The following is a 20,768-nucleotide window of genomic DNA, read 5'->3' as shown; positions in this document are numbered from 1 at the left end:
ACCGGGTCCTCGGGGCTCAGTACTTGACGAACTGCGACTCGTCCGGCTCGACGTCGGAGAAGCCGGCGCGGGTGTCGGCCAGGCCGGCGCGAGCGATCGGTCGCTTGCCTGGTGCAGCAGGGCGGCGGCGCAGCGGCATCGAACGCCCGCCGCCGTCTACCTTGAAGAAGGCGATGGTGGCTTGCAGCTCCTCGGCCTGGCTGCTCATCTCCTCGGCCGTGGCGGCGAGCTGCTCGGAGCCGGCTGCATTCTGTTGCGTGGTCTGGCTGAGCTGGCTGACGGCCGAATTGATCTGGGCGACGCCGCTGGACTGTTCCTCGGAAGCGGCGGTGATTTCCTGCACCAGGTCGGAGGTCTTCCTGATGTTGGGCACGATGGCGTCCAGCAGCGTGCCGGCCCGCTCGGCGAGTTCGACACTGCTGCTGGCGACCTCGCCGATCTCCTGGGCCGCGACCTGGCTGCGCTCGGCCAGCTTGCGCACCTCGGCAGCGACGACAGCGAAGCCCTTGCCATGCTCGCCGGCGCGCGCCGCCTCGATGGCCGCGTTCAGCGCCAGCAGATTGGTCTGGTAGGCGATGTCGTCGATGATGACGATCTTCTTGGCGATCTGCTTCATGGCTGCAACGGTGGACTTGACCGCGTCGCCACCTTCGGCCGCCTCGGTGGCGGCCTTGCTGGCCATTGCATCGGTGACCTTGGCGTTCTCGGTGTTCTGGGCGATGGAGGCGGTCATCTGCTCGACCGAGGCGCTGGTCTCCTCGACGCCGGCGGCCTGCTCGCTGGTCGCCTGCGACAGCGACTGGGCCGTCGCGCTGACCTGCTCGGCGGCGCCGGTGATGCCCTCGGCGCCGCTGCTCACTTCGGAGACGACCTGGCTGAGCTTCTCGACCATGGTCTTCATGGCAGCCAGCAGGCTCCTGGTGTCGCCCGGCTTGGTCTGGATGTCGACGGTCAGGTTGCCGGCCGCCACCTCACTCACCATGGCCGCCGCGTAGCCGGGCTCGCCACCGAGCTGTGCCATCAGATTGCGGATGATGACGAACGCAAACAGCGCGCCGAGCACCAAACCGCCAACGATCAGGGCGATGTTGACCTTGAAGGTTGCAGCGGCCTGCGCGGTCGCCTCCTCGTACTCCTGCTTGGCGACGTTTTCCTGCAGCTCGCGCAGCTTGGACAAGGCGGTGCGGGCGGTGCGAAACGGGGACTCGCTGCCCGGCACCTTCTCCACCGCAGCCTTCAGGTTGCCGGCTCTGACCAGCGACAGAACCTGCCCGCGTGCCTCGGTGTAGGCCCCCCAGCTCTGCTGCAGCTCGTCGGCCAGCCGCTTCTCCTCGGGCGTCAGAGTGGTGGCCAGATAGGCCTTCATCTGGCCGTTGAAGATCTCTTCCTGCTTGACGATGGTCTGCATGAAGGGTTCGGCTTCCTGCGCCTTGTCGGCCTCGGCAGACTTCTGCGTGTTGATCCGGATCTGATAGGCGGCATCGGCAATCTTGCTGAGCTGGACCAGCGCGATCGTGCGGTCTTCGTAGACCGTCTTGAGCTTGTCGTTGCTGAACTGCATGCCACGCAGGCCGGCAAAGCCGATCAGCAGCATTGCAATCGCCATCACGGCGACCAGCAGGCCCAGTCGCATCGCGACGGTCATCTTGTTGAGCATGGTTCTTCCTTTCGAAGGGGCGGACTCAATGGGCTCGTGCGGCGTGAGCGATGTTGGCGAGCTGGTGACGCTGGCTGGTCTGGTGCAGCAGCGCGGCGACATCCAGGATCAGCGCGACGGCGCCGCTGCCGAGGATGGTCGAACCGCTGATGCACTTGACCTGCTGGAAGACCCGGCTCAGCGGCTTGATGACAGTCTGGAACTCACCCAGCAGCGCGTCGACCACCAGGCCGGCGCGCTGGCCGGCGTGCTGGATGACGACGACGCTCTCGCGCCGTGCCGGCGCGGCGTCGATGTCGAAGAACTCGCGCAGCTTCACGAAAGGCAGCACCTCGCCGCGCAGATTGCAATAGTCGTGGCCGGACTCGGTGCTGAATTCGATGCATTCCTCGATCAGGTCCAGCGGCACGACGAAGACGGAGTCGCCGACCTTGACGAGGAAGCCGTCGATGATGGCCAGCGTCAGCGGCAGTCGCACGCTGACGGTGGTGCCCTGGCCCTCGGCGCTGCGTATGCCCACGGTGCCGCGCAGCGCGGTGATGTTGCGTTTGACGACGTCCATGCCGACGCCGCGGCCGGACAAATTGGTGACCTGTTCCGCCGTCGAGAAGCCCGGTTCGAAGATCAGTTCGTAGACCTCGGCGTCGCTCAGCCGCGCCTCGGCATCGACGAGGCCGCGCTCGATGGCCTTGGCCAGGATGCGCTCGCGCTTGAGGCCGCCACCATCGTCGCTGACCTCGATGACGATGCTGCCCGAGTCGTGAAAGGCGTTGAGCTTGACCAGGCCCTTGGCTGCCTTGCCGCGCGCCAGGCGGGCCTCGGCCGGCTCGATGCCGTGGTCGATGGCGTTGCGCACCAGGTGCAGCAGCGGGTCGCCGATCTTCTCGACGACGGTCTTGTCCAGCTCGGCGTCCTCGCCGCTGACCTGCAGCGCGATGTCCTTGCCGATCTCGCGCGACACGTCGTGCACGACGCGCTGGAACTTGTTGAAGGTGGCGCCGATCTTGACCATGCGCAGCTGCAGCGCGCCGTCGCGCACCTCCTGCACCAGGCCCGCCATGCGCGAGGTGGCCTCCTGCAGTTCGGGGTTGCGCACCTGGCGGGCCAGCAGGTCGGCGCTGGCGCCGGCGATGATGAGCTCGCCGACCAGGTTGATGAGATGGTCCAGCCGGTCGGCATCGACGCGGATGGAGCGGTTTTCCTGGCTGCGCGTCTCGCTGCTCTGGCGCTGCTTGGCCAGGGCGGCATCCACGACGGCCGGCGGCACGGCCTGCTGCTCGATGAGGATGGCGCCGAGCTTTTGTTCCACGCCGCCAGCAGCGCCGCTCTCGGCCTGGGCGGCCAGCGCGGCCTCGAGCTCGCGCGCGGTGACGCTGCCGCAGTTGATCAGGATCTCGCCCAGGCGCGCGGGCTCCTCGGGCAGGCCCTTGATGAGGGCCACATAGTCTTCGACGCGGCTGTTCGGCGGCAGGATGCGCAGGCTGCAGTCGTCCTGCACGAACTCGAACACGCCTTCGATGGTGGCCTTGTCGGCTTTGCTCTGCAGCGCGATCTCGAAGCCGAGATAGCAGCTTTCCGGGTCCATGTCGTCGGCATCCGCGGGCAGGGCGTCGGCCAGCGTCACCAGCGCGGCGACGCGGCCGATCTGGCCCAGGTAGCGGATGAAGGACAGCGGGTCCATGCCGATGCGCAGCACGTCGCGGCTGAAGCGCAGCGACAGATGCCACAGTTCCTCCGTCGTGCCAGCCTCGTCCTGGCGGGCGATCCTCTCCACCTCGGCCAGCGGCACCTCCGGCACGGCCAGGGCCGAGGAGCCGGACTCCAGCCAGCGGCTCAGCTGCGCGATGAGCAGCTCGGCATTGCGCGCGCTGGCGGCATCCTCTTCGGTCTGGCCGGCCTCCAGCCGGTCGGTCAGCACGGTCAGGTGGTCGCAGCAGGACAGCAGCAGCACGACGAGTTCGTCGCCTATGGCCAGCTTGCCATCGCGGACCTGATCCAGCAGGCTCTCCACCACATGGGTGAAGCTGACGAAATGGTCCAGGCCGAACAGGCCGGCCGAGCCCTTGATGGTGTGGGCGGCGCGGAAGATGGCATTGACCGCCTCCTCCGGTTGGCTGGCCTGTTCGATGCCGAGCAGGGCGGTCTCCATGTCGGCCAGCAGTTCGCGGCATTCGGCGATGAAGGTCTGCAGGGCGGCATCAAGATCCATGGCGACCTCCGGCGGCTGGCGCGGCCACGATCAGCGGGTCGCCGAAATAGGCGGCCACGTTGAGCAACTCGAACACCTCCAGCACGGCCGGGCTGTGGCCCACCAGGCGCAGCTCGCGCTGAAGCGCACGCGCCTGCTGCTTGGCCAGCATCAGCAGCTGCAGGCCGGCCGTGTCGAATTCGGTGACGGCGGACAGGTCAATCTCCAGCCCGCCTTCGGCCGCCCCGAGCGCCTGTAGCAGCACGGGCTTGAGTTCGGCTGCACGGTAGATACTGAGCTCGCCGTCCAGGCGCAGGGGCGCGGCACTCACTGGTGCACCCTTCGCGCTGCGCGCTGTCCCGCCGAGCGGGAGCGAGCTTGCTTGGGGCGGCCCGGCGCGGCGCTCACGGCAGCACCAGCTTCTGCACGGCGTTGAGCATGACCTCGGGCCGGAAGGGCTTGACCACCCAGGCCTTGGCGCCCGCAGCCTGCCCCTCCGCCTTCTTGGACTCTGCGGACTCGGTCGTCAGCATGATGACCGGTGTGAAGCGGTAGGCCGGCATGGCCTTCATGGCCTTGACGAAGCTGATGCCGTCCATATTGGGCATGTTCACGTCGCTGATGACGAGGTGGATCTTCTGGCCGTTGAGCTTGGTCAGCGCGTCACGGCCATCGCAACCCTCGATGACGGTGTAGCCCGCACCCTTGAGAGCGATGCCCACGACCTGTCGCAGCGAGGCGGAGTCGTCCACCACCAGGATTGTCTTGCTCATGCTGGTTGTTCCTAGAAGAGGGCCTAGAAGAAAGTGATCTCGTCTGCAGCGGCCGGGGCGGGCGCGCTGGCGCTGGCGCCGCCGCGGTGCACCTTGCGTTCATCGGCCATTGCATAGGTTTTCTCAAGGGAGGCCAGCAGACTTTTTGCATCCAGCGGGCGCAACCGGCCCTGGCTCTCGTACTCGTCCTGCAAGGCGCGCATGGCTGGCGGTACCGCGTCGATGCTGTCGCGCACATGGCTCATGACCTGGCTGATGCGGTCCTGGAACTGCAGGTGCACCAGGGCCTCGCTGATCTCCTGTTGCAGATAGTCGCGGCCGCTCTTCAGGTGGCTGCCGGACTCGACGAGTGCGTCGGTGGAGCGTCGGAACTGCTGCAGCACGGTGTCGATGATCTGGGCCGAATGGGTGGTGGCGGCGTCGTCCTGGACCCGTGACTTGGCGGCAGCGGCGCTGGTGGCCGCGATCGCCTCGCTGATCATCGTCACCTTGGCGGCGATGTTGCGGCCGGTGTCGGCCGACATCTGCGACAGCTGCCTGACCTCCTGGGCCACGACGGCGAAACTGCGTCCCTGCTCGCCGGCGCGCGCGGCCTCGATGGCGGCGTTCAGCGCCAGCAGATTGGTCTGCTGGGCGATGCGGGCCACGGCCGCCGCCATGTCCTGCAGCTCGCGGATGTATTGCTCCAGCGCCTGGATCTTGGCCAGCATCTCGGCCTTGCCACCCATGGCCTCTTCCAGCGACTTCACGACCTGGCCGAGATCACGCTCGCCCTGGGCGAACACCGCCACCAGGCCACCCTCGCCGTTGGCGATGGAGTCGGCCGCCATGTCAGACAGGCGTGCAGTCTGGTCCAGCTGCTGGACGATGCCGGCGAAGCGCTCGGCCAGGGCCGAGATGGCCGTCTCGACCTGGCCGCGGGTGGATTCGATGTGGCCGCTCCAGACCGGTAACAGCGTCTCGCCCAGCTGCCGTTCGCCGTCCAGATAAGCCTGGACGTCGGCGCGCTGACCCGCCTGCCAGCGGCCGAGGCTGCTCGTCAGCGCAAGGCCGGCGGCTGCCAGGGCCAGGGCCAGGATGATGGGCAGCGGGCCGAGGCCGCCACAGCCCAGCACCGCCAGGGCCGCGGCCAACCCCAGGCCCAATGGCGCAAAGCGCTGCCAGGCGGCCGGGGCCGAGGTGCTGGCCGAGCTGTCGTGAACTCGCATGCGCTGTCTCCCGTTGGCTTCTCCCGTCCGGGGGTATCAGCGCCGGGCGGCCTTGAGCTGGATCGCATTGTTTCGACCTGCCTCGGTCCCTTTCGAGGCCCTGGCAAGCCGGCAATTTACCCCTGCCGGTCCCCCGGCGGGGCGAATCCTTCCCCAGGGAATCCCTTGCTGAGCCTGCTCTCTTGAAGCGGGCGTGCCAAACGTCACTGTGCGTGGCGCCATCCGGCGCTCGCGCAGGGTTTCAGGCGTGGGCGTCCAGGCCATCGACCAGGCGCTGGCACAGCCGCGCGTCGGTCAGCTTCTCCAGCCACCAGGCCAGGGCGCGACCGTCGCTGGCTCGCCAGCCGACGTAAAGCGTGTTGGGCTCGCGCGGCACGGCCACCTGCTTTTGCACCAGCTCGCCGCGCTTGAGCAGCGAGGCCACGCGCGCCTCGGGCAGCCAACCCACGCCCAGGCCCGCACGCTGGGCGGCGATCTTGGCGGCCATGCTGGGCAAGGCCAGCCGGGCCTGGCCGGCGCCGTGACCATAGGCCCGGCCGTCGTTGCGGCGTGAGGTGTCGGCCACGACGACGGCGCGGTGGGACTGCATCTGCTCGGCGCTCAGCGGCTCGCGCGCCTTGGCCAGGGGGTGACGCGGCGCCACGGCGTAGACCCAGCGCAGGGAGCCCAGCTCGCGCCATTGCACGCTCATGCCGGCCGGCGGCTCGTTGGTGGCGCCGATGACGAGGTCGGCCCGACCCTCGGCCAGAGCCTCCCAGGTGCCGCCCAGCACCTCGTGAGTGATGCGCAGGCTGACGCCGGAGTCGAGCGCATCGAAGTCGCGAATGACGGGCAGCAGGCTGTCGAACTCGATCAGCTCGTCGGTGACGATCCACAGCCGGTCCTCCCAGCCCTTGGCCACCTGGGTGACGCGCCGCGTCAGGCGCTGCATGTCGTCGCGCAGCCGCGTGGCCTCGCGCACCAGCAGGGCGCCGGCGGGCGTGAGCTGCAGCCGGTAGCGGCGGCGGTCGAAGAGCAGGGCGTCGAAGCGGCCTTCGATCTGGCGCAGCGTGTACGAGACGGTCGACGGGGCCTTGCCCAGGCTGGCCGCGGCGCGCGTCAGGCTGCCGCTGGCAAGGATGGCCTCCATCAACTGGATCTCGTCGTCGCTGAGCATGTTCGAAAGCCTTGCACGTGTTGACCAACGCGGCCGGACGTCAAAAAAGGGTGCGCGGCCGAGTATCGAGTCCACGGCAGACAAGCCGCTCAACCGCAAACCCAAAGGAAACCATCATGTCGACACGCTTCACCCACAAGACCGTCCTCGTCACCGGCGGCACCTCCGGCATCGGCCTGGCCGCCGCTCGCGCCTTCAAGACCGAAGGCGCCCATGTCATCGTCACCGCCCGCCCGGGCAAGCAGCACGAGGCCGAAGGCTTCGAGCTGGTGGCGCTGGATGCGTCTGACGTGCTCGGCGCCCGCGCGCTGGGTGCCCACCTCGCCGCCGCCGGCCGTCAGCTGGATGCCGTCTTCGTCAACGCCGGCATCGCCGAGTTCGCCTCCCTGGCCGATGCCAGCGAAGACCTGTGGGACCGCACGTTCAACACCAATGCCAAGGGCGCCTTCTTCCTGATCCAGGCACTGCGCCCGGTGCTGGCCAGGGGCGCGTCCATCGTGCTGAACGGCTCCATCAATGCCCACATCGGCATGCCCAACTCGGCCATCTACGCCGCCAGCAAGGCCGCGCTGATCTCCATGGCCAAGACGCTGTCGGCCGAGTTGCTGCCCCAAGGCGCCCGCGTCAACGTCATCAGCCCCGGCCCGGTGACCACGCCGCTGTACGGCAAGCTGGGCTTTGACGCCGACACGCTGACGCAGGTCGCCGCGCAGATCCAGAGTCAGGTGCCGCTGGGCCGCTTCGGTACACCGGATGAGATCGCGTCCACCGTGCTGCATCTGGCCGCGCCCGAATCGGCCTTCATCGTCGGCACGGAAATCATTGTCGACGGCGGCATGAGCCAACTTTAAGGAGCGAGAGCCATGAAGCGCTTCATCTCCACCATCGCCGCCTTGCTGTTCGCAGCAGGCGTGCATGCCGCCACCATCGAAGACCGCAGCGCCACCGCCAACGGCGTGCAACTGCGCTATCTGCAGGCCGGTGCCGGCAGCGAGACGCCGGTCGTGCTGCTGCACGGCTACACCGAGACCAGCCATATGTGGCGGCCGCTGATCGACAAGCTGGCCGACCGCCGCATCGTCATCGCACCCGACCTGCGCGGCGCTGGTGGCTCGGCCAAGCCCGACGGCGTCTACGACAAGAAGACCTTGGCGCAGGACGTGCACGCCCTCGTCAAGGGCCTGGGCCATCGCAAGGTCAAGGTGGTGGGCCACGACATCGGCCTGATGGTGGCCTATGCCTACGCGGCGCAGTTCCCGGACGAGGTGGAAAGCATCGTGCTGATGGACGCCTTCCTGCCTGGCGTGGGCGACTGGAAGAACGTCTGGCTGCTTCGCGACCTGTGGCATTTCCACTTCCACGGCGACACCGCGCTGCAGCTGGTGGCGGGCCGCGAGCGCATCTACTTCGAGCATTTCTGGAACGACTTCGCGGCCGACAAGACGCGCTCGCTGTCCGAGGCCGACCGGCAGTTCTACACGGCAGCCTATGCCCAACCGGGCGGCATGAAGGCGGGCTTCGGCTACTTCAAGGCTTTCGAGCAGGATGCGGCCGACTTCGCCGGCTTCGCAAAAGTCAAGCTGCAGCAGCCCATGCTGGTGCTGACCGGCGAGAAGGCCTCGGGCAGCTTCCTGATCGAGCAGGCCAAGCTGGTGGATGACAAGGTCGAAGGCGTCGTCATCCAGGGCTCGGGCCACTGGTTGATGGAGGAAGCGCCGGCGCAAGTCATACCCAGGCTGGTGGACTTCCTGAACCGCCGCTGACCTTGGCGGTGCGGGTTGCGACAATCGAGGTTCTGCCTGAATCTCGATTGCCATGACCACCCGTACCGTCTTCGGCGCCTGCCCTCACGACTGCCCCGACACCTGCGCGATGCAGATCACCGTCGAGAACGAACGCGTCATCAAGGTGCAGGGCCGCGCCGACCATCCCAACACCCATGGCGCGCTGTGCACCAAGGTCTCGCGCTACCCCGAACGCACCTATCACGCCGAGCGCCTGCTGCACCCTCTCAAGCGCGTCAGCAAGAAGACCGAGGCGCCGGCCTTCGTGCAGGTCAGCTGGGCCGAGGCCATCGCCGACATCGCCGCGCGGCTCAAGGCAGTGAAAGACCCGCAGACCATCCAGCCTTACAGCTATGCCGGCACCATGGGCCTGATCCAGGGCGAGGCGATGGCCGGCCGGTTGTGGAACGCTTTGGGCGCCGCGCGCCTGGACCGGACCATCTGCGCCTCCGCCGGCGGCGCCGGCCTGGCCGCCACCTATGGCCACAAGCTGGGCATGCACACGCGGCACTTCGCGGGCGCCAAGCTCATCGTCATCTGGGGCAGCAACAGCATTGCGTCCAATCTGCATTTCTGGACCTATGCCAACCAGGCCAAGCGCGAAGGCGCCAAGCTGATCTGCATCGACCCGCGCAAGACCGAGACGGCCGACAAATGCCACCAGCACATCGCCGTGCTGCCTGGCACCGATGGCGCGCTGGCCCTGGGCCTGATGCACGAGCTGATCCAGAACGACTGGCTGGACCATGACTACATAAACAACTACGTGGACGGCTGGGACGAGCTGCGCGCCAAGGCCCTGGCCTGGCCGCCGGAGCGTGTGGCCGAGACCTGTGGCATCACAGCTGACGAAGTGCGCGCCCTGGCCCGCGACTACGCCACCACCAAGCCCGCTGCCATCCGCATGAACTACGGCCTGCAGCGCGTGCGTGGCGGTGGCAATGCGGTGCGCCTGATCGCGCTGCTGCCCTGCCTGACCGGTGCCTGGCGCCACCAGAGCGGCGGCGTGCTGTTGTCGGCCTCGGGCTGGAACGCGCCCTACAAGAACGCGAATCTGGAGCGGCCCGACCTGCTCGCCGGCCGCAACCCGCGCATGGTCAACATGAGCACCATCGGCGACGCACTGCTGCAGGCCGACCCGCCCATAGCGGCGCTGATCGTCTACAACAGCAACCCGGCCGCCGTGGCGCCCGAGTCGCCCAAGGTCATCAAGGGCTTCCAGCGCGAAGACCTGTTCACAGTCGTCCTCGAGCACTTCATGACCGACACGGCCGACCTGGCCGACTATGTGCTGCCGGCCACGACCCAGCTCGAGCATCTGGACGTGCACACCTCCTACGGCCACACCGATGTGCTGATGAACCAGGCGGCCATAGCGCCGCTCGGCGAGGCCAAGACCAACACGCAGATCTTCCGCGAGCTGGCCGCGGCGATGGGCCTGACCGATCCCTGCTTCATGGACAGCGACGAGGACCTGGCCGCCCAGGCCTTCACGTCCGACATCGACATGGACTTGCTGCGCAGCCAGGGCTGGCAGCCGCTGCCCATTGCCGAGGCCCCGTTTGCGCAAGGCGGTTTCCGCACCCCCAATGGCCGCGCCCAGGCGGCGGGTGCGGATTTCGTGCCGAACTATGAGAGTGCGCAAAGCTCACCGGAGCTGGCCGCACGCTACCCGCTGGCCATGATCTCGCCGCCGGCGCGCAACTTCCTGAACAGCAGTTTCGTGAACGTGAAGAGCCTGCGCGACATCGAGGGCGAGCCCATCATCGAGATGCATGCCGACGACGCCACGGCGCGCGGCCTGGCCGATGGCGCGCTGGTCTCAGCCTTCAACGACCGCGGCCGTTATGTGGCCACGCTCAAGGTCAGCAAGCGCGCCCGCCCCGGCGTCGTCAACGGCCTGGGCGTGTGGTGGCGCAAGCTGGGCGTGCAGGGCAGCAATGTCAACGAGGTCACGCACCAGCGCCTGACCGACATGGGCAATGCGCCGGCCTTCTACGACTGCCTGGTGCAGGTCGAAGCGGCCTGAACGCCTACTCCATTTTTTTGGTGATTCTTAACGCCCGGGCTAGGGGCGGCTAACGGTTTGACGCCAGGGTGGCTCCCGCACAATGCGCGCCGCGGCGTGCGCACAAGGGTGCGGCGCAGGAATGAAAAAGACAGGGAGAACCATGAAGAGCCGTTTCAACGGTGGGCTGCGCCATGCGCTGGCGGCCTGTGGGCTGGTGTTGCTTGCCGCCTGTGGCGGTGGTGGTGGCGGAGGCGGCACGCCGACGCCCCCCGCGCCGGTCGTGCCCGACCCGGTCGTGCGCCCCAGTGCCTCGGCCAGCCAGCTCTATGCGGGTGAGTATGTGCAGTTCACCGCCGGCGACGTCCAGTCCGGCGTCAGCTGGCGCTGGGAATTCAGCGATGGTGGCGTGGCCGATGGCCTGGTCGTGGAGCGGCGCTTCGCCCAGGCGGGCAGCTTCACCGCCACGGCCGTGGGTCAGAACAGTGCCGGCACGACGGTGCGGGCCAGCACCACCGTGCAGGTCGAGGCGGCACCCGCGAAGCTGGCGCGCGCCGACGGCGCGGTGCTGCCGGGCTGCAGCGGCCTGCACTGCGCGGTCGCAGCCGATGGGCGCTATGCCGGCAGCGGCACGGGCGTCTGGCGTCTGCGCAATGCCGGCACCACGTCGCAGTTGGTCGACGTGGACATCGCCAATGTGAAGGCCGGGCAGGCCGTGACGCTGGTCTTCAGCAACGGCCGCACCAGTGATGCCACCGAGCTGCCCAAGGGTGGCAGCATCGCTTTGGCCGGCCTGAGCGCAGTGCCGGGCGCCCGCACGCTGGCGGCGCTTGATTCGGACGGCGCGCAGGCCGGCGAGGCCCGCCATGACGCCAGGCACGCCCGCATGCTCAGCCAGATGCGCCAGCAGTGGCTTGACGACCAGCAGGACCAGCTTCGGCCGCCGCAGGCCCCGCCGGCCGGCGAGCCGCGCCGCCGTGCGCTGGCGGCCACCGAGGTGGGCAGCACGCGGGTCTGGAACGACCTCTACGACGACCCCGCCAAGCCAGTGCCCTTCACGGCCAGCGTGCTGAGCACCTGCAGCACCGGAGGCGCAGGCGGTAGCCGCCGCCTCGTCTTCTGGGTGGATCAGGAACTGACCTCGGCCCGCACCATCGAGGCTGCACAGGTCGAGCCGCTCAAGCGCAGCTTCTGCGGCGACCAGGGCGGCTATGCGCGCGTCATTGCCTTGCTCGGCGATGTGTGGGGCGGCAGCGAGGTGGCCAACCGGCCCTGGCTGGTGCAGGAAAGCGCCGCACAGCCCCAGGACATGAACATCGTCATCACCAACCACATGGGTGCCGACAGTGGCGCCGCCGGCTACTTCTACGGCCTCAACAACTCCTATCGCTGGCGCAGCAGCCGCTATGCGAATTCCAACGAGGCGCTGGCCTTCTTCATGAGCGGCACCGGCCTGGCCAGCAACCCGACCTTCTACACCTCCACKCTGGTGCACGAGCTGACACACATGGTGAACTACCACCAGCGCTCGATCCAGCGCGGCGTCGCCCACGACACCTGGCTGGAGGAAACCTCGGCCATGGCCACCGAGGACCTGCTGGCCGAGACCGTCACGCCGGGTGTGAACAAGATCGTCGGCTCTCGACTGCCCAGCTATCTGCGTTCGGGTGGCAGCACGTCCATGATCGACTGGCTGGACAGCGCGGACACCGTGAACTACGGCGTCGGCGGCAGCCTGGCAGCCTTCCTGAACCGCCGCTACGGCAGCATCTGGGCGCGGCAACTGGTGACCGATTGCGGCAGCAGCGCCACCAGCTACACCTGCCTGGACACGCTGCTCAAGCGCGCCGGCAGCGATGGCCTCGCCGACGAGTGGGAGCGCCTGGGCAGCAGCGTGTTCGGTGGCATGCCCCAGCGCCATGCACCCTGGGGCTATGGCTTCCCGCAGGTGCAATGGGACGGCTTCTGGCTGATGGGCGCCGACACCGCACAACAGGCCAACAGCCGCAAGGCCGCGCCCCTGGACGGCCTGACACGCTTCGGCAGCACCGGCCACACCTATCTGGACGACAGCGTGCCGGTGGGCGCCACGCGCTATGTGCGCCGTGGCGTGCGCGTGCCCGCGGGCACCGTGCTGACGGTGGTGCTGCGCTGAGGGGATGAGCCTGGCGTGGTGGACTGACGGTAACCTTGGGCGCATGACGTTTTCCCGCGCCTTGCTCGCCGCCGCCGCCGTGCTGGCCTTGAGTGGCTGCAGCGCCGTCGGCCACTGGGGCCAGGCGGCCGGTGGTCATCTGGGCATCGTGCGCGCGGCCAAGCCGGTCGAGGAGTGGCTGGCCGACCCGGCAACACCACCCGAGCTGGCGGAGCGTCTCAAACTGTCGCAGCAGATGCGCGACTACGCCAGCAGCCAGCTGGCCCTGCCGGAGAACAACAGCTACCGCCGCTACGCCGACCTCAAGCGGCCGGCCGTCGTCTGGAACATCGTCGCCGCCCCCGAGTTCGGCTTCCAGCTCAAGACCTGGTGCTATCCCATCATGGGCTGCGCCGGCTACCAGGGCTGGTTCGACCGCGATGCCGCCCAGGCCCATGCCGACGAACTCAAGGCCGAGGGCTGGGAGGTGCAGGTGCAACCCATTCCCGCCTACTCGACGCTGGGCTGGAGCCGCTGGCTCGGCGGCGACCCGCTGCTCAACACCTTCATCCGCTACCCCGAGGGTGAGTTGGCGGCCATGATCTTCCACGAGCTCACCCACCAGCGCGTCTACACCAGCGACGACACAGGCTTCAACGAGGCCTATGCCAGCGCCGTCGAGATGCTCGGCGCGCGCCAATGGCTGGCCGCCAAGCCCGAGGCGCTGGCCGCCTTCGAGGCCGGCCGTGCGCGGCGGGCACGCTTCCTCGCATTGGCGCGCGAAGGGCGGGACAAGCTCAAGGCCGTCTACGCCGGCCCGGCCGAGTCCCGCGCCACGGGCAAGGCCGCCGTCATGGCCGAGCTGCGCGAACGCGCGCCCAAGGAAGCGCCGGGCTACGAGGCCTGGTTCCAGCGCGCCAACAACGCCAGTTTTGCCATCCTGTCGGCCTATGACGAACTGGTACCGGCCTTCATGCGGCTGTTCGAGCGCGAAGGGCGGGACTGGGTGAAGTTTCACGCTGCCGTCGAGCGGCTGAAACCGCTGCCGCGTGAGGAGCGTCGGGCTACATTGCGCAGCCAAGGAGGTCCTGATGTCCCTGATCCTCAGACGCGCACGGCCCACTGACGCGCAGGCCGTGGCGGAGCAACTGGCCGCGCCCGACATCTTTCCCGGCCTGCTGCAAGTGCCTTTTGCGCATGTGGAGCTGTGGGAGCAAAGGCTCAAGACGCCGCCCGTGGCGGGCTCGCCCGAGCTCTTCCTCGTCGCCGAACGCGAAGGCCGCGTCATCGGCAGCGCCGGCCTGCATCCCGCGGCCACCCAGCTGCGCCGGCGTCACGCCATGATGATGGGTATCTCGGTGCTGTCGGAAGCCCAGGGCCAGGGCGTGGCCAGCGCGTTGATGAAGGCGCTGCTGGACTACGCCGACAACTGGGCCCAGGTCTTGCGCGTCGAGCTGACGGTGTTCAGCGACAACGAGCGCGCGATCCGGCTGTACGAACGCCATGGCTTCGAGCACGAGGGGCGGCTCAAGGCCTATGCCTTGCGTGATGGTGTCTACGTGGACGCGCTGGCGATGGCGAGGCTGCATCCGAGGCAGCCGCTGGTGCGCACCTCGACGGCTTGAGACATTGGAAGCTGCTAAGAATTCGAGCGGTGATCCCAGATGAATCCGATGCCTGCAGCGACGCCTAGCGTGACATAGATCGGCCAGGTCGGCAGTTCGGTGGGCAGCGCCAGCCAATACGAGATTGCAAGCAAGACGGCTGCAATGCCCACACAGAGACTTGGGCGCCCCCAGGTGGGGTAGCCAACCAGAGCCACGATGGCGATGACCAGGTGACGAAGCATGCGAATGACTGGGTCTGCCAGCGCGCTCAAGGCAGCGCCTGCCCCCGCGCCGTCACGTACAGCCGATACCACTCGTCCCGGCTCAGCTGAATCTTGGTTGCGTCGCCGCAAGCGCGGATGCGTTCCGCATTGCCGCTGCCGATGACCGGCTGAATGCCCGCCGGATGGCGCAGCAGCCAGGCCAGCAGCACGGCATTGGCCGTCGTGCTGTGCGCCTCGGCAATCTCATGCACGACCTTGGCCGCGGTCGACGCTGCCGGATCGTTGAAGCGTCCCTGGGCCAGCGAGCCCCAGGCCTGCAGCTGCACGCCGTGCTGCTGCGCATATTCCAGCGTGCCGCCCCAGGCGATGCCACCGGGCCGCGTCGCGGCCTGCGGGTCGTTGAAGGTGGTGCCGACGTCGATGGCATCGAGCTTGGCCAGGCTCAGCTCCAACTGGTTGGCGACGATGGGCTCGGCCAGCGCCGTCTGCAGCCAGCGCATCTGGCCGGCGTGCATGTTCGAGACGCCCAGGTGGCCGACCTTGCCCGCGGCCTTGAGGCGACCGAAGGCGCGCGCGACCTCGGCGGGTTCCATCAGCGCGTCGGGGCGGTGCAGCAGCAGGATGTCGATGCGCTCGACGGCCAGGCGCTTCAGGATGCCGTCGACGCTGTACTCGATGTAGTCGGCGCTGAGGTCATAGCGGCCGGGGTTGCTGTCGTCGGCGAAGCGGATACCGCATTTGCTTTGCAGCCTGATCCTGGCGCGCAGACCCGGATCGCGCTTGAGCAGTTCGCCGAACACGGCCTCGGCCTTGCCGCGCCGGTAGATGTCGGCGTGGTCGAAAAGCTTGACGCCGATCTCCAGAGCCGCCTCGACGGCTTCGTGGGCCTGGGCAACATCGGCCTCGGTGATGGGGCCGCCGCCCCAGTCACCGCCCAGGGCCATGCAGCCGTAGACGAGGGGGCCRACGTCAATTAGGTGGGCGTTCAGGGGCAGGGGGCGGGTCATGTTCAGGCGATGGAGGTGGGACCGGAATCATGGCCCAGCGGTTGGTTGTTACGCCAGCCGAACAGGCCAGCCAGCGCGGCAGCCAGGCCGGCGATGACGGCCGTGATGCTGGCGAGGTGCAGCAGGCGGCGGCGCTGGCGGGCGTTCAGCATGGCCTTGCGTGCCGGGTTGCCGGAGAGGTCGTGAATCAGCGCGATCTCGTGCTGGCGCTCTTCGATGATGCGGCCCAGTTCGCTGCCCACCTCGAGGCGGCGCGCGAGTTCGCGCACGGCGTCCAGTTCGCGCTCCCGGATGCGCAGGCCCGGCGCCTTCAGCGGGCTGCCCATGGCGCGGGCGCGCATGAACAAGGCCTTGGCAGCCAGCTTGTCCGGTTGGCAACCCCAGCCGGCGTCCAGGCAGCTGGCGAGGTTGAAGGTGGCGTCGGCATGGCCCATGGCCGCGGCGGCGGTGTACAGGGCCACGCCGCGCGGCGCGTCCGGGTCGCCTCCCCAGCCGGCAACGAGGATGCGGCCCAGGTGGAACTTGGCCGTCAGGCTGCCTTCCCTGGACGCGTTCTCCATGCCCTCGCGAGCCTTGGCGGGGTCGCGCGGCAGGCCCGTGCCCTCGAGCTGGCAAAGGGCGAGCAGCGCCATGCCTTCGGCGTCGCCCGCATCGGCGGCGACGCGGAACCAGTAGACGGCCTGCTCGTGATCGGGCTCGGCCGCGCGGAAATGCACCAGCCCCTCGATGAGCGGGTCCTGGACGAGCGGGTCGGGGTCGGCAAGGCGCATGGATCCTCCCTGGACTTCAGCTGGCTTGGCGCCAGGCTTTTAGGCGGCGAAGTATGCGTGCAAATGCGACGCCGGCGGTAGAGTGCGCGGCACGAGACAAGGAGAGCCGCCGATGGCTGAGATCCGCATCCACCGAGACCACGAGCTGGGCCTGAAGAAGGCCCGCGAGATTGCCTGGAAGTGGGCCGAGCAGGTCGAAGAGAAGTTCGACATGGAATGCACGGTGCACGAGGGCGACGACGGCGACACCGTGGAGTTCACGCGCTCCGGCGTGAAGGGCGAATTGACCGTGGCGGCCGATCATTTCGACCTGGTCGCCCAGCTCGGCTTCCTGCTCGGGGCCTTCAAGAAGACCATCGAGGGCGAGATCGAGAAGGAACTCGACGCGCTGCTGGCGGCCGGGGCCAAGAAAAAGGCGGCGGCCAAAAAGAAACCGGCCTGAGCAAACGCCCGGCCGGTTCCTGGTGAGGCGGTGGAGCCGCTTACTTCAGAGATTCGATGAGATCGACGTACTGCTGCATCGCGTCATCGGTCGACGTGCCCTTGAGTTCGTTCCAGGCGTCCCACTTGGCGCGACCGACCATGTCGGTGAAGCCGGGGCGCTTGCCGTCGACGTCGCCGGCGCTGCCCTGCTTGTAGAGGGCATAGAGCTTCAGCAGCGTCATGTTGTCCGGCCGCTCGGGCAGGTCCTTGGAGCCGGCAACGGCGGCTTCGAATTGGTCTTTCAGGCTCACGGGGGTTCTCCAGGCTGATTCGCGGGGTTCGACTTGGTCACAATCGAACGACGGGCCGCCGAGTTTAGGCCCGGCCAATAACGATTCCGAGGAGACGCATGGGCCCCAGCAGCGAACGCATGTCCAAGGTGGATACCGCCTGGCTGCGCATGGACACCGAGGCCAATCTGATGATGATCGTCGGGGTCTGGTCCATCCGCCCCGGCATCACTTTGGCCGCCCTGCGCGAGCGGGTGGCCGAGCGGCTCTTGCAGTACCCGCGCTTCCGGCAGAGGGTCGTCGAGGACGCCCTGCTCGGTGCCCAATGGGTGACGGACCGCGACTTCGACATCGCCCGCCATGTCGTCGCCGAGGTGCCGCTGCCGCTGCGCGGCCAGAGCCGCGACGAGGTGCTGCGTGAGCGCGTGGGCGAGCTGTGCTCTGAAGCACTGGACCCGGCTCACCCGCTGTGGCAGTTCCAGCTCATCGAGGACATGGGTGACGGCACCAGCGCGCTGATCGCCCGCATCCATCACTGCATCGCCGACGGCATTGCGCTGATCGCCGTCATGCTGTCCATCACCGACGGCGGCAAGGCGCCGCCCAAGCGCGCGGCGAAGGAGCCGGAAGAAGCCGACTGGCTGCTGGACGCCTTCCTGCGCCCCATGAGCAACCTGACCGTCAAGGCCATCGGCATGACGGGCAAGGGCGTGGCCAAAGGGGTGGACCTGGCCATGCGCGGTGACACGCCGATGGATTCATCGCTGGAGATGGCCCGCATGGGCTACCAGGCCGTGTCCGACGTGGCGGCCTTTGCGTTGATGCCCGACGACTCGCCGACGCGCCTCAAGGGCAAGCCCGGCACCACCAAGACGGTGGCCTGGGACGACAGCTTGGCGCTGGACGAGGTCAAGGCCGTCGGCAAGGCGCTGGGCGCGTCCATCAACGACGTGCTGCTGGCCTGCGCGGCCGGCGCCATCGGCCGCTATCTCGCCGACAAGGGCGAGGACCCGGCGGGCAAGGAGATCCGCGCCATGGTGCCGGTCAACCTGCGCCCGCTGGAGCAGGCCTGGCAGCTCGGCAACCGTTTCGGCCTCGTGCCGCTGGTGCTGCCCATCGGCATCGCCAACCCCATCGAGCGGCTGTTCGCGGTGCGGGCACGCATGAGCGAGCTGAAGGGCAGCTTCCAGCCGGTGATGGCCTTCGGGCTGCTGTCGGTGGCCGGCCTGCTGATCAAGCCGGTGCAGCACGCGATGCTCAACCTCTTCGCCAAGAAGGCGACGGCGGTCATGACCAATGTGCCCGGCCCGGCCGAGGCGCTGAAGTTCTGCGGCTCGACGGTCGAGAAGGTGATGTTCTGGGTGCCGCAGTCCGGCGACATCGGCATGGGGGTCAGCATCCTGACCTATGCCGGCCGCGTTCAGTTCGGCCTCATCACCGACACCGGCCTGTGCCCCGACCCCGAGGCCATCATCGCCAACTTCGCACCGGAGTTCGAGAAGCTGCTGATGCTGTCGCTGATGATGCCCTGGGAAGCCTGAGCCCCTCGTCCAAGGAGTACCTTGGCCGGTCCCCCGAGGTGACGGCGATGCGTGTCGGATCGACCGACACGCACATCGCCGTGGCGGGCCGGCTAGGGAGCGGCCCGGCGCTCGGCCCGGGGGGCAAACTCACTTGGCCTTCACGGGCCCAGACGCCGCGGCGCCGGGCTTCTTCGCCTTGGCCTTCTTGCCGGCCCCGGTCGGGTAGGCCATCGTCACCGTGGCCGGGTCCGCCTTCTCGAGGTAGGCGGCGTACTGCGCTTCGTCGCAGGGCTGGGCGTTGTTGTAGTAGCGGTTGTCGCCCTTGTAGCGTTCACCGCTGAACGCCGGGGCGGGGCTGCCGGTCGGGTAGTAGGCGCTGTAGCTGGCGTAGCTCTGCGCGCAGCCTTCGCGCAACGTCGCCTGCGCGTAGTCGGCAGGCGTGTCGGCAAAGGCGGGGAGGGCAGACACCAGAGCGGCAATTGCGGCTGCGAGGGTTCTCATGGCGACCTCCAAACTGCCAGAGGCAGTGGTGGGAGATTACGCCTAGCCGGCCGCAAATGCACGCGTGCTGTGCCCCCCGTTCTCAACGGCTCGCAGCTTGTCGGGGGACGCGCCGCAAAAAACAAAAGGCGCTCCGAAGAGCGCCTTGTTTTGCCGAAGGGTCTAAACGATCAGCAGCGATTCACGAGCGAATCACAGACGGAAGGGCTCGGCCTTCTTCTTGGGCGCGGTCGGGCGGCCGGCGGCGGTCGGGTAGGCAGCCATCACCTTGGCCGGATCGGCCTTGTCCAGGTAGGCGGCGTACTGGCCTTCGGTGCAAGCCAGCAGCTTGCCGGGCTTGGCTTCGCCCTTGTACTTGCCGTTGGCGTAGACGAACTGGTATTCGTTGGACGAGACCGGCGTGCCGATGCTGCTGGTGTCGGTGTAGCTCTTGGCGCACTCGGCGCGCAGCTCGGCTTGCTCGGGGGTCGCGTTGTTGGCGGCCTGGGCGGCAAAGACGGTGACGGCAGCGAAAGCGGGGATCAGGAACTTCATGGTGCGGTCTCGTTTGGGGGGTGGCTGATGGAGACGAAGCTTACGCCGCCGTGCGCAGACTTGCACCCCCGGAGGCGCGGGAGATCGGGTTGTGACGGAGTTCACGACCGGTTGTCGGCATCGTGACTTATGCCCGCTTCTTTGCAAAGAAGCGGGCGTTCGCGAGGCGTCGGACAGGACGCAGGTCCTGTCCTCGGTCCGCGCTCACTCCTCGAGTTCTTCCTTCGCGAGCTCGATGTCGAGCAGCTCCATTGCGTCCATCGCGTCGCAGCCGGCCGCGTCGGCGTACAGCTTTTCGGCTTCCTTCATGCGCTTGTCGCCCTCCAGCATGACGAGGCCGTTGGCGCGCTCGATCATCGCGATGGCGCTGGTCGGGTTGAGCTTGATGGCCTGCTCGAACATCTTCAGGCCGGTGGCCGTGTCGGCACCCTGGGTGCGGCCCAGCAGCTTGCCGACCTTGTCGATGACCTCGGCGTGGAAGGCGCCCAACGCGATGTGGGCGTCGGCATGCTTGGGTGCGAGCTCGATGGTGGTTTCGAGCGCGTTCTTGACCTTGCTGCCCAGGCCCTGGGCCAGCGCCTTGGCGACGCTGATGCCCTGGCCGTAGCGACCGATCGCATAGGCCTGCCAGTAGTAAGCGTTGGGATTCTTGGGCTCCTCGCCTTGCTGCGCTTCGGCACGCTCGGCGATCTCCAGGAACATCTCCAGCTTCACCTTCTCCTTCTTCTCGAGGTAGTTGGCGTAGATGCCCTGGGCCTTGTTGGCGACCGTGATGCCGGCGCCACCGGCGGCCAGGCCCGCGTCATAGGCAGCCTGGAATTCACCGGCGTGGAAATGGATCCAGGCCTGCACGACGACTGCGTCCTTGGGGAAGGGCTCGGCATCGCCGGCATGCAGGCGCGCCCAGTGCTTCTTCAGCGTGGCTGGGGTGTAGACGAAGGCGCTGTTGTCGTAGGGAAAGGCGGTCCATTTGGCCATGGC

At 67.9% G+C, this 20,768-nt stretch carries 21 protein-coding genes; 8 read left to right on the top strand and 13 right to left on the bottom strand.

Translation table 11 applies throughout. The annotated features are described in order from the left end of the window. Positions 1 to 16: 16 nt before the first annotated feature. From AC1DW3_RS24530 to AC1DW3_RS24505, 6 genes are all read right to left on the bottom strand, one after another. The gene (locus AC1DW3_RS24530; protein WP_477935819.1) at positions 17 to 1,657 is read right to left on the bottom strand and encodes a methyl-accepting chemotaxis protein; all 1,641 of its coding nucleotides are present in this window, start codon (positions 1,655 to 1,657) and stop codon (positions 17 to 19) included. Positions 1,658 to 1,682: 25 nt separating this feature from the next. Then, positions 1,683 to 3,866 carry a chemotaxis protein CheA gene (locus AC1DW3_RS24525; RefSeq protein ID WP_477935817.1) on the bottom strand — a complete coding sequence of 728 codons (2,184 nt, stop codon included), beginning with the start codon at positions 3,864 to 3,866 and terminating at the stop codon, positions 1,683 to 1,685. Beyond that, positions 3,856 to 4,176 (bottom strand): STAS domain-containing protein, encoded by a 321-nt coding sequence (locus AC1DW3_RS24520; protein WP_477935815.1) that lies wholly within the window; start codon positions 4,174 to 4,176, stop codon positions 3,856 to 3,858. The genes AC1DW3_RS24525 and AC1DW3_RS24520 overlap by 11 nt, the downstream gene beginning before the upstream one ends. A 73-nt stretch (positions 4,177 to 4,249) precedes the next feature. Next, the gene (locus tag AC1DW3_RS24515) at positions 4,250 to 4,618 is read right to left on the bottom strand and encodes a response regulator (RefSeq protein ID WP_477935813.1); all 369 of its coding nucleotides are present in this window, start codon (positions 4,616 to 4,618) and stop codon (positions 4,250 to 4,252) included. Between the two features lie 23 nt (positions 4,619 to 4,641). After that, positions 4,642 to 5,826, bottom strand: a complete 1,185-nt coding sequence (locus AC1DW3_RS24510; RefSeq protein ID WP_477935811.1) for a methyl-accepting chemotaxis protein — start codon at positions 5,824 to 5,826, stop codon at positions 4,642 to 4,644. A 241-nt stretch (positions 5,827 to 6,067) separates the two neighbouring features. After that, a complete protein-coding gene (locus AC1DW3_RS24505; protein ID WP_477935809.1) occupies positions 6,068 to 6,982 on the bottom strand; it encodes a LysR family transcriptional regulator in 915 nt (304 codons plus the stop codon). A gap of 116 nt (positions 6,983 to 7,098) precedes the next feature. Between AC1DW3_RS24505 and AC1DW3_RS24500 the strand changes: the two genes are divergently transcribed. The 6 genes from AC1DW3_RS24500 (at position 7,099) to AC1DW3_RS24475 (ending at position 14,533) form a co-directional block, all read left to right on the top strand. After that, positions 7,099 to 7,833, top strand: coding sequence for an SDR family oxidoreductase (locus AC1DW3_RS24500; RefSeq protein WP_477935807.1), 735 nt, complete (start codon positions 7,099 to 7,101; stop codon positions 7,831 to 7,833). A gap of 12 nt (positions 7,834 to 7,845) precedes the next feature. Continuing rightward, positions 7,846 to 8,745, top strand: a complete 900-nt coding sequence (locus tag AC1DW3_RS24495; RefSeq protein ID WP_477935806.1) for an alpha/beta fold hydrolase — start codon at positions 7,846 to 7,848, stop codon at positions 8,743 to 8,745. A 52-nt stretch (positions 8,746 to 8,797) separates the two neighbouring features. Continuing rightward, positions 8,798 to 10,795 (top strand): molybdopterin-containing oxidoreductase family protein, encoded by a 1,998-nt coding sequence (locus AC1DW3_RS24490; protein ID WP_477935804.1) that lies wholly within the window; start codon positions 8,798 to 8,800, stop codon positions 10,793 to 10,795. Between the two features lie 142 nt (positions 10,796 to 10,937). Continuing rightward, positions 10,938 to 12,929, top strand: coding sequence for a M30 family zinc metallopeptidase (locus AC1DW3_RS24485; protein WP_477935802.1), 1,992 nt, complete (start codon positions 10,938 to 10,940; stop codon positions 12,927 to 12,929). Between the two features lie 43 nt (positions 12,930 to 12,972). Continuing rightward, on the top strand, positions 12,973 to 14,034 hold the full coding sequence (locus AC1DW3_RS24480) for an aminopeptidase (RefSeq protein ID WP_477935800.1): 1,062 nt from the start codon (positions 12,973 to 12,975) through the stop codon (positions 14,032 to 14,034). After that, complete coding sequence (locus AC1DW3_RS24475; RefSeq protein ID WP_477935798.1) at positions 14,000 to 14,533, top strand: GNAT family N-acetyltransferase; 534 nt, start codon at positions 14,000 to 14,002, stop codon at positions 14,531 to 14,533. Before AC1DW3_RS24480 ends, AC1DW3_RS24475 begins: the two co-directional genes overlap by 35 nt. Positions 14,534 to 14,547: 14 nt before the next feature. On the opposite strand, the gene AC1DW3_RS24470 is transcribed toward AC1DW3_RS24475, so the two are convergent. Genes AC1DW3_RS24470 through AC1DW3_RS24460 form a run of 3 tightly spaced genes read right to left on the bottom strand, consistent with a single transcriptional unit; the run spans position 14,548 to position 16,516 of the window. Further along, entirely contained in the window at positions 14,548 to 14,757 is a 210-nt protein-coding gene (locus AC1DW3_RS24470) for a hypothetical protein (RefSeq protein WP_477935796.1), read from the bottom strand. A 26-nt stretch (positions 14,758 to 14,783) separates the two neighbouring features. Continuing rightward, positions 14,784 to 15,746, bottom strand: coding sequence for an aldo/keto reductase (locus AC1DW3_RS24465; protein ID WP_477935794.1), 963 nt, complete (start codon positions 15,744 to 15,746; stop codon positions 14,784 to 14,786). A gap of 2 nt (positions 15,747 to 15,748) precedes the next feature. Beyond that, entirely contained in the window at positions 15,749 to 16,516 is a 768-nt protein-coding gene (locus AC1DW3_RS24460; RefSeq protein ID WP_477935792.1) for a tetratricopeptide repeat protein, read from the bottom strand. Positions 16,517 to 16,628: 112 nt separating this feature from the next. Between AC1DW3_RS24460 and AC1DW3_RS24455 the strand changes: the two genes are divergently transcribed. Beyond that, a complete protein-coding gene (locus AC1DW3_RS24455; RefSeq protein ID WP_477935791.1) occupies positions 16,629 to 16,958 on the top strand; it encodes a polyhydroxyalkanoic acid system family protein in 330 nt (109 codons plus the stop codon). Between the two features lie 40 nt (positions 16,959 to 16,998). Here AC1DW3_RS24455 and AC1DW3_RS24450 read toward each other — a convergent pair whose 3' ends face one another. After that, positions 16,999 to 17,250, bottom strand: coding sequence for an acyl-CoA-binding protein (locus AC1DW3_RS24450; protein ID WP_477935789.1), 252 nt, complete (start codon positions 17,248 to 17,250; stop codon positions 16,999 to 17,001). Positions 17,251 to 17,348: 98 nt separating this feature from the next. On the opposite strand from AC1DW3_RS24450, the gene AC1DW3_RS24445 reads away from it, so the two are divergent. After that, positions 17,349 to 18,770: a wax ester/triacylglycerol synthase family O-acyltransferase gene (locus AC1DW3_RS24445; protein WP_477935787.1), complete on the top strand. Its 1,422-nt coding sequence runs from the start codon at positions 17,349 to 17,351 to the stop codon at positions 18,768 to 18,770. A gap of 129 nt (positions 18,771 to 18,899) precedes the next feature. Here the strand turns inward: AC1DW3_RS24445 and AC1DW3_RS24440 are convergent, their stop codons facing one another. The 3 genes from AC1DW3_RS24440 to AC1DW3_RS24430 all read right to left on the bottom strand — a co-directional run bounded on the left by AC1DW3_RS24440 (position 18,900) and on the right by AC1DW3_RS24430 (position 20,765). Beyond that, positions 18,900 to 19,253 carry a hypothetical protein gene (locus AC1DW3_RS24440; protein ID WP_477935785.1) on the bottom strand — a complete coding sequence of 118 codons (354 nt, stop codon included), beginning with the start codon at positions 19,251 to 19,253 and terminating at the stop codon, positions 18,900 to 18,902. Positions 19,254 to 19,445: 192 nt separating this feature from the next. Further along, positions 19,446 to 19,787 carry a hypothetical protein gene (locus AC1DW3_RS24435; RefSeq protein WP_477935783.1) on the bottom strand — a complete coding sequence of 114 codons (342 nt, stop codon included), beginning with the start codon at positions 19,785 to 19,787 and terminating at the stop codon, positions 19,446 to 19,448. Between the two features lie 204 nt (positions 19,788 to 19,991). Next, entirely contained in the window at positions 19,992 to 20,765 is a 774-nt protein-coding gene (locus AC1DW3_RS24430; RefSeq protein ID WP_477935781.1) for a hypothetical protein, read from the bottom strand. Between the last annotated feature and the right edge of the window lie 3 nt (positions 20,766 to 20,768).

It is taken from the genome of Roseateles sp. P2_H4 (genome assembly GCF_056403315.1).
This window is presented reverse-complemented; position numbering and strand designations above follow the sequence as displayed.

Coding starts and splice junctions, on each gene's coding strand:
- AC1DW3_RS24475 (WP_477935798.1), top strand. CDS start 14,000: ATGTCCCTGATCCTCAGACGCGCACGGCCCACTGACGCGCAGGCCGTG.
- AC1DW3_RS24495 (WP_477935806.1), top strand. CDS start 7,846: ATGAAGCGCTTCATCTCCACCATCGCCGCCTTGCTGTTCGCAGCAGGC.
- AC1DW3_RS24470 (WP_477935796.1), bottom strand. CDS start 14,757: ATGCTTCGTCACCTGGTCATCGCCATCGTGGCTCTGGTTGGCTACCCC.
- AC1DW3_RS24455 (WP_477935791.1), top strand. CDS start 16,629: ATGGCTGAGATCCGCATCCACCGAGACCACGAGCTGGGCCTGAAGAAG.
- AC1DW3_RS24530 (WP_477935819.1), bottom strand. CDS start 1,657: ATGCTCAACAAGATGACCGTCGCGATGCGACTGGGCCTGCTGGTCGCC.
- AC1DW3_RS24430 (WP_477935781.1), bottom strand. CDS start 20,765: ATGGCCAAATGGACCGCCTTTCCCTACGACAACAGCGCCTTCGTCTAC.
- AC1DW3_RS24440 (WP_477935785.1), bottom strand. CDS start 19,253: ATGAGAACCCTCGCAGCCGCAATTGCCGCTCTGGTGTCTGCCCTCCCC.
- AC1DW3_RS24515 (WP_477935813.1), bottom strand. CDS start 4,618: ATGAGCAAGACAATCCTGGTGGTGGACGACTCCGCCTCGCTGCGACAG.
- AC1DW3_RS24460 (WP_477935792.1), bottom strand. CDS start 16,516: ATGCGCCTTGCCGACCCCGACCCGCTCGTCCAGGACCCGCTCATCGAG.
- AC1DW3_RS24510 (WP_477935811.1), bottom strand. CDS start 5,826: ATGCGAGTTCACGACAGCTCGGCCAGCACCTCGGCCCCGGCCGCCTGG.
- AC1DW3_RS24505 (WP_477935809.1), bottom strand. CDS start 6,982: ATGCTCAGCGACGACGAGATCCAGTTGATGGAGGCCATCCTTGCCAGC.
- AC1DW3_RS24435 (WP_477935783.1), bottom strand. CDS start 19,787: ATGAAGTTCCTGATCCCCGCTTTCGCTGCCGTCACCGTCTTTGCCGCC.
- AC1DW3_RS24525 (WP_477935817.1), bottom strand. CDS start 3,866: ATGGATCTTGATGCCGCCCTGCAGACCTTCATCGCCGAATGCCGCGAA.
- AC1DW3_RS24480 (WP_477935800.1), top strand. CDS start 12,973: ATGACGTTTTCCCGCGCCTTGCTCGCCGCCGCCGCCGTGCTGGCCTTG.
- AC1DW3_RS24500 (WP_477935807.1), top strand. CDS start 7,099: ATGTCGACACGCTTCACCCACAAGACCGTCCTCGTCACCGGCGGCACC.
- AC1DW3_RS24490 (WP_477935804.1), top strand. CDS start 8,798: ATGACCACCCGTACCGTCTTCGGCGCCTGCCCTCACGACTGCCCCGAC.
- AC1DW3_RS24445 (WP_477935787.1), top strand. CDS start 17,349: ATGGGCCCCAGCAGCGAACGCATGTCCAAGGTGGATACCGCCTGGCTG.